At 69.2% G+C, this 11,998-nt stretch carries 13 protein-coding genes and 1 pseudogene; 6 read left to right on the forward strand and 8 right to left on the reverse strand.

Annotation, left to right across the window (positions count from 1 at the left end):
* A partial coding sequence (locus ACWELJ_RS30400; protein ID WP_452369545.1) for a GTP-binding protein occupies nucleotides 1-714 on the reverse strand: 714 nt, incomplete at its 3' end.
* A 109-nt stretch (nucleotides 715-823) separates the two neighbouring features.
* Between ACWELJ_RS30400 and rpmB the strand changes: the two genes are divergently transcribed.
* From rpmB to rpsR, 4 genes are read left to right on the forward strand one after another with little or no spacing between them, the layout of a single operon-like run.
* Nucleotides 824-1,060, forward strand: a complete 237-nt coding sequence (gene rpmB, locus ACWELJ_RS30405) for a 50S ribosomal protein L28 (protein ID WP_357280687.1) — start codon at nucleotides 824-826, stop codon at nucleotides 1,058-1,060.
* Between the two features lie 10 nt (nucleotides 1,061-1,070).
* On the forward strand, nucleotides 1,071-1,241 hold the full coding sequence (gene rpmG / locus ACWELJ_RS30410; protein ID WP_040812798.1) for a 50S ribosomal protein L33: 171 nt from the start codon (nucleotides 1,071-1,073) through the stop codon (nucleotides 1,239-1,241).
* Nucleotide 1,242: 1 nt separating this feature from the next.
* Nucleotides 1,243-1,548, forward strand: a complete 306-nt coding sequence (gene rpsN / locus ACWELJ_RS30415) for a 30S ribosomal protein S14 (RefSeq protein WP_452369546.1) — start codon at nucleotides 1,243-1,245, stop codon at nucleotides 1,546-1,548.
* Between the two features lie 50 nt (nucleotides 1,549-1,598).
* Nucleotides 1,599-1,853 (forward strand): 30S ribosomal protein S18, encoded by a 255-nt coding sequence (gene rpsR, locus ACWELJ_RS30420; protein ID WP_357092315.1) that lies wholly within the window; start codon nucleotides 1,599-1,601, stop codon nucleotides 1,851-1,853.
* Between the two features lie 223 nt (nucleotides 1,854-2,076).
* On the opposite strand, the gene ACWELJ_RS30425 is transcribed toward rpsR, so the two are convergent.
* On the reverse strand, nucleotides 2,077-2,637 hold the full coding sequence (locus ACWELJ_RS30425; RefSeq protein ID WP_452369547.1) for a LysM peptidoglycan-binding domain-containing protein: 561 nt from the start codon (nucleotides 2,635-2,637) through the stop codon (nucleotides 2,077-2,079).
* A 217-nt stretch (nucleotides 2,638-2,854) separates the two neighbouring features.
* On the opposite strand from ACWELJ_RS30425, the gene ACWELJ_RS30430 reads away from it, so the two are divergent.
* Entirely contained in the window at nucleotides 2,855-3,313 is a 459-nt protein-coding gene (locus ACWELJ_RS30430; protein ID WP_452369548.1) for a hypothetical protein, read from the forward strand.
* 90 nt (nucleotides 3,314-3,403) lie between these two features.
* Here ACWELJ_RS30430 and purH read toward each other — a convergent pair whose 3' ends face one another.
* From purH to sucC, 6 genes are all read right to left on the reverse strand, one after another.
* Nucleotides 3,404-4,978, reverse strand: coding sequence for a bifunctional phosphoribosylaminoimidazolecarboxamide formyltransferase/IMP cyclohydrolase (purH, locus tag ACWELJ_RS30435; protein WP_452369549.1), 1,575 nt, complete (start codon nucleotides 4,976-4,978; stop codon nucleotides 3,404-3,406).
* Nucleotides 4,975-5,610 (reverse strand): phosphoribosylglycinamide formyltransferase, encoded by a 636-nt coding sequence (gene purN / locus ACWELJ_RS30440; protein ID WP_452369550.1) that lies wholly within the window; start codon nucleotides 5,608-5,610, stop codon nucleotides 4,975-4,977. The genes purH and purN overlap by 4 nt, the downstream gene beginning before the upstream one ends.
* A gap of 104 nt (nucleotides 5,611-5,714) precedes the next feature.
* Nucleotides 5,715-7,307, reverse strand: a complete 1,593-nt coding sequence (locus tag ACWELJ_RS30445; protein WP_452369551.1) for a cell division protein PerM — start codon at nucleotides 7,305-7,307, stop codon at nucleotides 5,715-5,717.
* A gap of 119 nt (nucleotides 7,308-7,426) precedes the next feature.
* Nucleotides 7,427-8,428 (reverse strand): DUF5336 domain-containing protein, encoded by a 1,002-nt coding sequence (locus tag ACWELJ_RS30450; protein ID WP_452369552.1) that lies wholly within the window; start codon nucleotides 8,426-8,428, stop codon nucleotides 7,427-7,429.
* Nucleotides 8,429-8,793: 365 nt separating this feature from the next.
* Nucleotides 8,794-9,708, reverse strand: coding sequence for a succinate--CoA ligase subunit alpha (sucD, locus tag ACWELJ_RS30455; protein WP_357280709.1), 915 nt, complete (start codon nucleotides 9,706-9,708; stop codon nucleotides 8,794-8,796).
* Between the two features lie 14 nt (nucleotides 9,709-9,722).
* Complete coding sequence (gene sucC / locus ACWELJ_RS30460; protein ID WP_452369553.1) at nucleotides 9,723-10,889, reverse strand: ADP-forming succinate--CoA ligase subunit beta; 1,167 nt, start codon at nucleotides 10,887-10,889, stop codon at nucleotides 9,723-9,725.
* 428 nt (nucleotides 10,890-11,317) lie between these two features.
* Here sucC and ACWELJ_RS30465 point away from each other — a divergent pair.
* Nucleotides 11,318-11,998: pseudogene (locus ACWELJ_RS30465) on the forward strand (hypothetical protein); the annotation flags it as partial.

Consider the following 11,998-nt stretch of genomic DNA (forward strand, 5'->3'; position numbering starts at 1 on the left):
CGCGTCCGCGGGCACCCGGCGCAGCAGCCAGGTCAGGTCCGCGGCATCCAGCACCCCGGGCTCGGCCACCCAGGTGAGCGGTGCGCGCGGGGCCAGGCGCGCCAGCACGGCGTTGGTCCGCTCGCGGTCGGCCGGTTCGGTGTCGGCGTCGAAAACCACCAGGGCATCGGCGAATTCGACCTGGCCGACGGCCAGCTGGGCCATGGTGCGCTCGTCCTCGACGGTGGCGTGGCCGCGTTCGGCCAGGGTCTCGTCACCGGTGGCGTCGGCCAGCCAGTCGCGAGCGTCGACACAGGTGAGGACGGCATCGATCCGCACCGAGCGCCCGGCCGGGCCGTCGACCCGCCCGGCCACCCCGGTCACCACCACGCCATCGATCGCCTGACAGACGGCCTCCGCCTCGAAGGCCGGATCCAGCGCGAGCACGACGCGCCGCACCGACTCGCGCTCGGCGAGCAGGCAGAGGTACGGCAGCAGGTCGGCGCGCAGTGTGCAGGAGACGCACCCGTGCGCGAGTTCCAGCACCGTGACGCTCTCCCGGCCGTCCATGCCGACGACGCGGCGCACCACGCCCTCGCGCAGTTCGCTCAGGTCGTGGCGGACCACGACGGTTCCGGGCCCGGCCCCGAGCAGGCGGGCGGCCTGTTCCACCCCGTCGGCCGCGCGTCCGGGGAGTCCCGCGAGGACGAGCACAGGCTTGCGTTGGGACGCCACCGGTCCCCCTTTCGACAATGATTTTCAATTACCGGGGAGCCAATGTACCGTGGAATAAGTTCGTTGTCGAAAACGATTGTCACTATCGTCCACCCCGAAGGGAGCGCCCATGTCGGCCATCTGCCAGGTCACCGGCCGCAAGCCGGGCTTCGGCAAGTCCGTATCGCACTCGCATACCCGGACCAACCGACGCTGGGACCCCAATATCCAGCGCAAGACCTACTACCTGCCCAGCGAGGACCGGCGCATCACACTGCGGGTCTCGGCCAAGGGCATCAAGGTCATCGACCGCGACGGCATCGAAGCGGTCGTCGCTCGCCTGCGCGCCGCCGGCGAGAAGATCTGAAAGGAAGACCATGGCCTCGAAATCGACCGACATCCGGCCCGTCATCAAGCTGAAGTCCACCGCCGGGACCGGCTACACCTACGTCACGCGCAAGAACCGGCGCAACGATCCCGACCGGATGGTCCTGAAGAAGTACGACCCGGTCGCCCGCAAGCACGTCGACTTCCGCGAGGACCGGTGACATGGCGAAGAAGTCCAAGATCGCCAAGAACGAAGAACGCAAAGTAATCGTGGAACGCTGGGCCGGACGGCGCGCGGAACTCAAGGAGATCATCCGCAAACCGACCAGCAGCGACGCCGAACGGGCGGCCGCACAGTCCGCCTTACAGCGAATGCCGCGCGATGCCAGTCCGGTACGATTGCGCAATCGGGACGCCGCGGACGGACGCCCACGCGGCCATCTCCGCAAGTTCGGCCTCTCGCGCGTGCGCGTTCGCGCGATGGCCCATCGAGGAGAGCTGCCCGGTGTGCACAAATCGAGCTGGTAAGCATCCACCATTCGTTGACAACGACACCGCGTGAGTGAGGAACCGCTGACATGGCAGTGAAGCGAGCACCGTCGAAGAAGATGCGGGCCGAGCAGGCCCGCCGCCCGAAGAAGAACCCCCTCATCGCGGCCGGCGTCGAAACCGTCGACTACAAGGACGTGAACCTGCTCCGCACGTTCATCTCCGACCGCGGCAAGATTCGCAGCCGCCGCGTCACCGGGCTGACCCCGCAGCAGCAGCGCCAGGTCGCCGTGGCCGTGAAGAACGCCCGCGAAATGGCCTTGCTGCCCTTCACGAGCCGGTAGCTCGCGGAACGAAAGTCCGAGGGCTGAAACAACTCTCGGGCTCGCAGGGGTATCCCCTGAAACCCCTTGGGGTGCGGCGGCGCCGGCGTGGCCCCTGGCTGCTCGAAGCCATCGGCGAGCACGTCAGCGTCGGGCGGCCCACCCCGCGCTCCCCAAACCTGAGGCCCCCGAGTGCACAAGCACTCGGGGGCCTCATTTCTCGTTCACGTAGCGGAAGCCGCGATTACGGGATGGTCAGCACCTGGCCGGGCTGGATGAGGTCCGGGTTGTCGACGCCGGAGGCGTTGGCGATCTCCTGGTATCGGTTGCCGTCGCCGTAGAAGCGCTCGGCGATGGCCCACAGGGTGTCACCCGGCTCGACGGTGTAGGTCTGGGCGGCCGGCGGCGGCGGGGGCACGTCCTCGACCGCGGCGGCCTGGGTCTGGACCGGCTCCGGAGCCGGCAGCGGGTTGTCGGTGTTGGTGCCCGACGACCACAGCGAACCGCCGTCGGAGCCGTACAGCACCACATTGCGGTCGGCCTGCACGACCAGGCGCTCCGCGCTCTTGCCATTGGTCTCGGTGGACCATGCGGCGCCGTCCTCCTTGTAGAGGACGAAGTTGCCGTCATCCTGCAGGGTCGCCCGGACGACGCCCTGTCCGTTGGTGCCGGAAGCCCATTCGACCTTGCCGCTCGGGTCGGACAGCACCAGGTTGCCATCATCTTGCAGAGTCAGGGTGTACGCGCCGCCTTGCAGCGACTGACCACGACCGAGTTCTTCGCCGACCTTCAACGAGTCGCCCACGGTGCGTCCTTTCGGGAGGGGGGAACATGAGATAAGACGATGTCGCGGAACTGCATTCGCACATCTGGTGATGACACTACCGAGTGTTCCCCCGTCACCGCATCGTTACGCGCCGGATCTGCGAAGATTTCGGCGTGTCTTCGCCAGAAGTTCGCCAGTGGGTCGTAACGGGAGCTTCGGACCGGTCGTGCATACGGGGGACATTAGGGTGTCAGCCATGTACGGGATACGGGGACGCCACCTGATCGCTGGCGCCGCAGCCACTTTGATCGGGCTCACCATCACCGCCTGCGGACACTCCGCCGACAGTGGCGGTTCGACGACCAGCACGGGCGCGACCAGCACCGCGGCCGCCCCCACCGAATCTCAGAACGGACAAACCGGACGTGCATTCACGGCCGACCCGAGCATCGTGAGCCCGCACGGCATTCCGTTCGACAGCTGGACCCGCGTCGCCCCCGACAAGATCGCCGTGAACTTCCAGACCGGCTCCCCCGAGTGCTACGGCGTGGACGCCACCGTGACCGAGACCTCGTCCACCGTCACCGTCGAGCTGCGGTCCGGCACCAGAGCCGACGCGGTGGGCAAGATGTGCACCATGATCGCCGTGTTCGGCAACCTGGAAGTGCCGTTGAAGGCGCCGCTGGGCGATCGGAAAGTCCTGAGCGCCACATAATCCCGCGCATGCGACAGGGCCCGGACCGCCATGCGATCCGGGCCCTGTCCCGATTACGCGGTACCGCCGCGAACCTCCGTCACCGCACGCTCAGTGCGCGAAGTGCCGGGATCCGGTGAGGTACAAGGTGACTCCGGCCTCACGGCACAGCTCGATGGTGTCCTTGTCGCGGATCGAACCGCCCGGGTGCACGATGGCGCGCACGCCCGCCGCGACCAGGATCTGCGGCCCGTCCGAGAACGGGAAGAACGCGTCCGAGGCCGCCACCGAACCCTTGGCCCGCTCCCCGGCCCGCTCCACCGCCAGCTTGCAGGAGTCGACCCGGTTGACCTGGCCCATGCCGACCCCGACGGCCGCGCCGTCGTCGGCCAGCAGGATGGCGTTGGACTTCACGGCACGGCAAGCGCGCCAAGCGAATTCGAGGTCGCGCAGGGTGGCCTCGTCGGCCGCCTCACCCGCGGCCAGGGTCCAGTTGGCGGCGCTGTCGCCCGCGGCGTCGAGGATGTCGCGGTCCTGCAGCAGCACGCCGCCGCTGACCGGACGCAGCTCCGCGCCCTTGCGCTGGGCCGGCTCGGCCACCAGCACGCGCACGTTCTTCTTGCGCGCCAGCACCTCGACCGCGCCATCGGCGTAGGACGGGGCCACGATGACCTCGGTGAAGATCTCGGCGACCTGCTCGGCCATCTCGACCGACACCTCACGGTTGGCCGCGATCACACCGCCGTACGCGGAGACCGGGTCGGTGGCGTGCGCCTTGCGGTGCGCCTCGGCGATATCGGCGCCGACGGCGATGCCGCACGGGTTGGCGTGCTTGATGACCGCCACGGCCGGGGCGTCGAAGTCGTAGGCGGCGCGCCAGGCGGCGTCGGCGTCGGTGTAGTTGTTGTACGACATCTCCTTGCCGTGCAACTGCTGCGCCTGCGCCAGCCCCCGCGGGCCGCCCTGGTTGGTGTACAGCGCGGCGGCCTGATGCGGGTTCTCGCCGTAGCGCAGCACGTCCTCACGCTGCCAGGTGCCGCCGATCCACTCCGGGAACTGCTGCGCGGCATCGGATTCCGGCGCGACGGCCGGGACCGCGACACTGGTCATCCAGCCGGCGACGGCCACATCGTAGGTGGCGGTGTGCTGGAAAGCCTTGGCGGCCAGGGCGGTCCGCTCGGCGAGGGTGAAACCACCCTGCGCCACGGCGGCGATCACCTCGGCGTAGTCGCCGGTGTTCACGACCACCGCGACCGACGGGTGGTTCTTGGCGGCGGCGCGCACCATGGACGGGCCGCCGATGTCGATCTGCTCGACGCACTCGTCGACGCTCGCGCCCGAGGCCACGGTCTGGGTGAACGGGTACAGGTTCACCACGACGAGCTGGAAGGCCTCGACACCGAGCTCGACGAGCTGGTCGACGTGCTCCTCCTTGCGGGTGTCGGCCAGGATGCCGGCGTGCACGCGCGGGTGCAGCGTCTTGACCCGGCCGTCCAGGGTCTCCGGGAAACCGGTCAGGTCTTCGACTTTGGTGACCGGGATGCCGGCGTCGGCGATCTTGCCGGCGGTCGAACCGGTGGAGACCAGCTCCACGCCCGCCTGGTGCAGACCGGTAGCCAGTTCGATCAGACCGGTCTTGTCGTAGACGCTTACGAGGGCCCGCTTGATCGGCTTGCGTTCACTCACCGGAGAACTCGCTCATCTGGGATAACTGCCTTTCGTCCATCGGAGACAATGCCTCGGGTAGCGACGGCGGCGACGGTCTCCGCCAGCAGCCGGCGCTCCACGACCTTGATGCGCTCGTGCAGGGTCGCCTCGTCGTCATCGGGCAGCACGGTGACCGCCTCCTGCGCCAGGATCGGCCCGGTGTCGATGCCCGAATCGACCAGGTGCACGGTCGAACCGGTCACCCGCACGCCATAGGCGAGCGCGTCCCGCACCCCGTGCGCGCCGGGGAACGCGGGCAGTAGCGCGGGATGGGTATTGATGATGCGACCGCCGAAACGGTCCATGAAAGCCGGGCCCAGGATCTTCATGAAGCCCGCCGACACCACCAGATCGGGCGCGAAGGCGGCCACGATCTCGGTCAGCGCCCGATCCCATTCGGCGCGGTCGGCGAACTCGCCCAGCGCGACCTTGAACGAGGAGATGTCGAACGCCTCGGCGTGCTCGACCGCGGCGCAGTCGCGGTCCACGCCGACGGCGACCACCTGCGCCGGATAGCCCGGCTGCCGGGTCGCTTCCAGCAGGGAACGCAGCAGGGACCCGGTGCCGGAGGCGAGCACCACGACGGACGCTGGTGCGGTCGGCGGCAACATCGGGGCGGGCGTGGACGTCAGCGCACTACTCCCTGTCGATCGGGGCGGGGAAAGGACAGCGGGAAAGCTATCCGCCGACCAACAGCCTAACGACCGCGCACCGGCTACTTGTCCGGCAGGTCACCCTCTACCACTTCCGCGTCGACGATGTCGGGGTTGTCGGCGGATTTCACACCGGCGGCGGGGGCGTCGTCGTCCTGGTCGTCGACCAGTTCGGCGTCCAGGGCGTCGTCGAGGTCCTCGTCGTCGTACCAGCCGCTCTCGGCGTGGTGGCCGGAGTCGGCGGCGGGGTCGTCCTCGCCGGGTTCGTCGTCGTAGTCGTCGTACTCGTCGTCGTAGTCGTCGTCGGCATAGTCGCCTTCGGCGTAGTCGTCCTCGTACTCGTCGTCCGCGTACTCGTCACCGTCGTCCGCGTAGTCGTCGTACTCGTCGTCCGCGTACTCGTCGTAGGCCACGGCGGTCGCCGCGGCCGGGCCGCCGAACCAGCGCGCGCCGAGCAGGCCCACGTACCCGGCGACCGCGATCCACACGAACACCAGCACCGCGCCCAGCGCGGTCGGCCCGATCCGGCCGAAGGTCCCGAGCTCGCCACCGGCCAGCGCGCCCAGCAGCGCCATGACCACGGCCGCGACCCCGGCGGCGGTCAGCGTCGCCCAGGGCGCGGTCGCCCGATCCCGGGAGGTGCGACCGCATTCCAGCCCCGCCAGCACGCCGATCGCCGCGGGCGCCAGCAACAGCACCAGCCACCACAGCGCCACCGGACCCGACGGCACCGCCGCCACCACCGGCACCGCGGGCACCGGCGCGCCGTCGATCGCGAACAGACTCAACGATCCCGGGCCGATCCGGACCTGCCCGCCGACCAGCAGGCTCACCCCGTCGACCGCGATATTCGGCAGGTAGGCCAGCGACAGCAGGGTCAAACCCAGTGCGCCGGAGACGCTTCCGGCCGCCGCGTGATAGGTGTCGCCGATCCGGGACCAGTGCGCCAGGAACGACACCACGGTCAGCACGGCCGCGGCCGCCAGCAGCCGGCCCGCGGCCAGCGCACCCGCCCGGGCGCCGGGAACCACCCAGTCCGGCAGCGGAATCGGCAGCAGATCGGCGAACTCGCGCCAGCGCCGCGCACCGATGCCGGCCATCGCGGCCAGCAGGTTCAGCCAGGCGACCCAGGCGAACGCGGCGAGAGTGTCCGGCGGCTGCAACGGCACCAGGGCCGCCGCGTCCTCGGCGACCGCCAGGCAGACCGCGGTGATCAGCAACGGACCGCCCACCGCCGCGCCCAGCACCCAGCCCAGATCCCGGATCTCGCAGTCGGAGTCGGCGGCCTGGGCGCTGTCGCGGGCCACCAGCCACAACATCAGGAAGGTCGGCAGCAGCGGCCACAGGCCGATCCCGGTCTTGCCGATGACCAGCGGAACCTGATGCACCGCAAGCCAGCTCGCGGCGATCGCCCCGGACGAGCCGCCCATGCCGCCGCCGGCCGCGAACAGCGTGGCGTACACCAGGATGAAGATGATCAGCAGGGTGATGGCCGACGCGCGCGCCGCCACCAGCATCAGGACCCGCGCGAATTCCGGGGTGAGCGAACCGAATCCCCCGCCGCCGCCCCCACCCCGCTGCCGCACCGGCGGCCGTCGCGGCGCCCGCAGGTCGGGGTCGCTCAGGCGAGCCAGGGCAGTTCTCGGGGCACTCATGGACAACCAGCGTGGCAGCATCTCGGAAACCGTAGGGTCAGGCGCGCCGGGAGAGCGGCGCGCGGGCAAAGAGAACGGCCCCCGGTGGGATACCGGAGGCCGCACCTGTGACGCGGAAACTACTTGTCGTCCTGGCCCGGACGGAAGGCGCGGGTGGCGTCCGCGGCCGGATCGGCCGCCTGCTCACCACCGAACGGCTGCGCCGGGCGCTGCGGCTGGCCGCCGAAGTGCTGGGTCGCGTCGGCGCTGCCCGCGGGCTGCTGCTGCGGCGCGCCCGGGTAGGACGGCTGCTGGCCGAACGACGGCTGCGGCTGCTGACCGTAACCGGGCTGCTGCTGACCGTAGGTCGGCTGCGAACCGGTGCCGTAGCCCGCGGGCTGCTGACCGTACCCGGCCTGCTGGCCGTACGACGGCTGCTGACCGTAGCCGGGCTGGGCGGCGGGCTGGCCGAAGGACTGCTGCGGCTGCTGACCGTAGCCGCCCTGCTGGCCGAACGACGGCTGCTGGTAGGACTGCGGGCCGGTCTGGCTGAACGGCTGCTGCGGCTGCTGCTGGCCGAAACCGCCCTGCGGCGTGGCCGGTTTCGGCTCCGGCGCCTTCACGATGCCTGCCTCGAACAGCAGCGCCAGCACCGCGATCACGGCCTGCACGAACGACAGGAACAGGATCACCCAGCCGCCCCACTTCAGCGTCATGCCGTCGCCGAGGCTGAAGGAGCCGAACAGGACGGCCAGGAACGCGCCCAGCGAGGCCGCCGCCACCAGGCCGGTGTTGCCGGTCTGCTTGGGCAGCAGGGACAGCCCGGCCACCAGGCCCGCGATCAGCAGGATCGTCACCAGGGCCGCGGAACCCGCGCTCTCGAACAGGCTGAAGGTGGTGTCACCGCCGACCCGGGTGTTGCCGATCTCGACGGCCTTGGTGCCGACGTAGGGCGCGAAGCCCAGCAGGAAGTTGAGGACGCCGAGCGCGGCGACGCCGACGGTCAGGAAGAAGGGCAGCCCCTTGCCCGCAACAGGCGAGGTTCCCGAACCGGCCGCGGGAGCGCCCGCGCCGAATCCGGAACCGGAGGAAGGCGTCGGCTGGGGCGCGTTGTATCCCGAGCCCCCGGTCGGGTAAGCCATGTCGTCGTCTCCTATCGAGTCGTTCACGAACCTCCACCGACGCTACTGCACGCAGCGGCCGGTGGCAGCATCTACCACCACCCGTGCCGCTACCGCAATAGCCGATTCGGCGCGGTACCCGACCGCTGTACCCGCGCCCGCCCACCCCCAAACGCCCCGCGGCCGACGCGTTCCTCACACCCCCGTGAATCACGAAGGCCGCCTGTCGAATTCGACAGGCGGCCTTCGTAGTCAACCGTCGGGAGGATGTGGACCCACGGCCCCGCGCCGGCACCAGCCGGGCACCGCCACCTCCGGCAGCGGACACCACCCCGCACTTCTCGGGTTGTGCCCCGCTGTCGCCAGACAGCGGGGCACGAGAACCATCAAGCGCTGATGGAAGCCTTCTCCAGGATCTCGCGCGCCAGGGCGGCGGTCTCGGACGGGGTCTTGCCGACCTTCACGCCCGCGGCCTCGAGGGCGTCCTTCTTGGCCTGGGCGGTACCGGCGGAGCCGGAGACGATGGCGCCGGCGTGGCCCATGGTCTTGCCCTCCGGGGCGGTGAAGCCCGCGACGTAGCCGACGACCGGCTTGGTGACGTTGGCCTGGATGTAGGCCGCGGCCCGCTCCTCGGCGTCGCCGCCGATCTCGCCGATCATGACGATGAGCTTGGTCTCCGGGTCCTTCTCGAACGCCTCGATGGCGTCGATGTGGGTGGTGCCGATGACCGGGTCGCCGCCGATGCCGATGGCGGTGGAGAAACCGAAGTCCCGCAGCTCGTACATCATCTGGTAGGTCAGGGTGCCCGACTTGGAGACCAGGCCGATCGGGCCCTTGCCCGCGATGTTGGCCGGGGTGATGCCGACCAGCGACTCACCCGGGGTGATGATGCCGGGGCAGTTCGGGCCGATGATGCGGGTCTTCTGGCCCTTCTCCACGTTGTAGGCCCACGCGTAGGCGGTGTCCTGCACCGGGATGCCCTCGGTGATGACCACGAGCAGCGGGATCTCCGCGTCGATGGCCTCGATGATGGCGTCCTTCGAGAAGGCCGGGGGAACGAACGCGATGGAGGTGTCGGCGCCGGTCTTCTCCATGGCCTCGGCCACGGAAGCGAACACGGGGAGCTCGACGGTGTTGCCGTCCTTGTCCACGTGCGACACGGTGGTGCCGGCCTTGCGGGCGTTGACACCGCCGACCACGTTGGTGCCCGCCTTCAGCATCAGGGCGGTGTGCTTGGTGCCCTCACCACCGGTGATGCCCTGGACGATGACCTTGTTGTCCTTGTTCAGGAAGATAGACATGTGGGTTCGTGTCCTTACTTGGCGGCGGCCAGTTCGGCGGCCTTGTCGGCGCCTTCGTCCATGGTCTGAGCGAGAGTCACCAGCGGGTGGTTGAAGTCGGCGAGGATCTTGCGACCCTCCTCGACCTTGTTGCCGTCCAGGCGCACGACCAGCGGCTTGTTGGCCTCGGCGCCCAGGGTGTTGAGGGCGCCGACGATGCCGTTCGCGACCGCGTCACAGGCGGTGATGCCGCCGAAGACGTTCACGAACACGGACTTGACCTGGGCGTCGCCCAGGATCACGTCGAGGCCGGCGGCCATGACGGCCGCCGAGGCGCCGCCACCGATGTCGAGGAAGTTGGCGGGCTTCACGCCGCCGTGGTTCTCACCGGCGTACGCGACGACGTCGAGGGTCGACATGACCAGACCGGCGCCGTTGCCGATGATGCCGACCTCACCGTCGAGCTTGACGTAGTTGAGGTCGTTCTCCTTGGCCTTGAGCTCGAGCGGGTCGGTGGCGTCGACGTCCGCGAACTCGGCGTGGTCGGCGTGGCGGAACTCGGCGTTCTCGTCCAGGGTGACCTTGCCGTCGAGGGCCAGGATCTCGTCGTTGGGGGTGCGCACCAGCGGGTTGACCTCGACCAGGGTGGCGTCTTCCTTGATGAAGACTTCCCACAGCTTCTGGATGGTGACCGCCGCGGCATCCAGGATGTCGGCCGGCAGGTGGCCCTGCTCGGCAATGCTGCGCGCGAAGGCCAGGTCCACGCCCTTGACCGCGTCGACCGGCACCTTGGCCAGACGATCCGGCTTGGTGGCGGCGACCTCTTCGATCTCCATGCCGCCCTCGACCGAGCACATGGCCAGGTAGGTGCGGTTGGAGCGGTCCAGCAGGAAGGAGATGTAGTACTCCGCCGCGATGTCCTTGGCCTCGGCGACCAGGACCTTCTTGGTGATGTGGCCCTTGATGTCCAGGCCCAGGATGTTGGTCGCGTGGGTGAACGCGTCGTCCGGGGTGGCGGCGTACTTCACGCCACCGGCCTTGCCGCGGCCACCGACTTTGACCTGCGACTTGATCATCACCGGCTTGCCGATTTCTTCCGCGATCGCACGGGCGTCCTCGGCCGAGTCCGTGACGCGGCCCTCCGACGAAGGCACTCCGTGCTTCACGAAGAGTTCCTTCGCCTGATATTCGAAGAGATCCATGTACTCACCGTCTCGTCTGCGTTGTTGTGACAACGTCTTGGTTGGCGGCCCGTCGTCGGAGGCGGGTCGGCTCGGACTCTAATCAGTCACATGGAGCGGAAATCAGCCGCATACAGCCTAAGTGGCGCAGGTCACGGGATTGTCTCCGGGAGTGGAAAACCCCTCGTCAATGCTACTGACGGGTAGCTTGTTGGCCCGGCGCCAGGTTGAGCCCGCGAATCCCGGAGAGTGACACTGGCTACTACGTGGCGTAGTTGACAAACCTCACTCGGTTACCCAAGGCACAGTGAGCGCATTCCGGACGAATCAGTGATGAATGTCACAGCAGTGTGTCGAACCAGGTCCATCGCTTGCTGAGCCGCAATCGTTTCGTTACCGTCGTTGCGGTCGATGTCACAACCCGGTCACGGACAGGAGGACGGCAGGCTTTGAGCGACAGCTCGTTCCCTTCGCAGCACCGGCCCCGCCGCGGCCACCGCTATCGCGAGGACGCGGATAATTCCGGCGGCGCAACGACATTCGATGCCCCCGTCAGCACCCACAGCGCGGTCGCCCATGGCGACTGGGACGCGACCCAGGCCTGGAACGGCGGTGCCCAGTGGGACCAGCCCGCCCAGCCGTGGGAGCCGCCCGCGCAGCCGTGGAACCAGCAGGCGCAGTGGGATCCCCAGGCCCAGTGGCAGTCCGACGCCGACTGGAACGGCGGCGCACAGTGGGGTGAGCCCCAGCAGCAGTGGGACCAGTCCCCGCAGTGGCAGCAGGCCGAATCCGACGATTGGCAGGCCGAGCCGAACTGGGACTACAACGCCCAGACCACGGTGAACGGCTGGGCCGCACCGAATCCCACCGATTGGGCGCCGCAGTCGCGGACCAACTGGGATCCGACCGCGGACCCGACCCCCTCCGACAACTACCGACCGGTCTACACCTTCAAGACCGCGTCCGGTGCGAAGCTCCAGTTCTCCGGCGACGGCGCCCGCGTCGATCACGGCGCCTTCGACGACTACGCGGACGACGACGAGCGTCCCACCCGGTCCGGCGGCAAGCGCCGCGCCGGCGGCTCCCACCGCCTACCCGCCCCGCCCGCCGAGCTCAAGGGCCGGGCGGCC

Source organism: Nocardia sp. NPDC004582, from assembly GCF_053602115.1.

Excerpts from the sequence above, each read along its gene's own strand:
- ACWELJ_RS30450 (WP_452369552.1), bottom strand. The coding sequence starts at position 8,428 with ATGGCTTACCCGACCGGGGGCTCGGGATACAACGCGCCCCAGCCGACG.
- sucD (WP_357280709.1), bottom strand. The coding sequence starts at position 9,708 with ATGTCTATCTTCCTGAACAAGGACAACAAGGTCATCGTCCAGGGCATC.
- purN (WP_452369550.1), bottom strand. The coding sequence starts at position 5,610 with ATGTTGCCGCCGACCGCACCAGCGTCCGTCGTGGTGCTCGCCTCCGGC.
- ACWELJ_RS30430 (WP_452369548.1), top strand. The coding sequence starts at position 2,855 with ATGTACGGGATACGGGGACGCCACCTGATCGCTGGCGCCGCAGCCACT.
- sucC (WP_452369553.1), bottom strand. The coding sequence starts at position 10,889 with ATGGATCTCTTCGAATATCAGGCGAAGGAACTCTTCGTGAAGCACGGA.
- ACWELJ_RS30445 (WP_452369551.1), bottom strand. The coding sequence starts at position 7,307 with ATGAGTGCCCCGAGAACTGCCCTGGCTCGCCTGAGCGACCCCGACCTG.
- rpsN (WP_452369546.1), top strand. The coding sequence starts at position 1,243 with ATGGCGAAGAAGTCCAAGATCGCCAAGAACGAAGAACGCAAAGTAATC.
- rpmB (WP_357280687.1), top strand. The coding sequence starts at position 824 with ATGTCGGCCATCTGCCAGGTCACCGGCCGCAAGCCGGGCTTCGGCAAG.
- rpsR (WP_357092315.1), top strand. The coding sequence starts at position 1,599 with ATGGCAGTGAAGCGAGCACCGTCGAAGAAGATGCGGGCCGAGCAGGCC.
- rpmG (WP_040812798.1), top strand. The coding sequence starts at position 1,071 with ATGGCCTCGAAATCGACCGACATCCGGCCCGTCATCAAGCTGAAGTCC.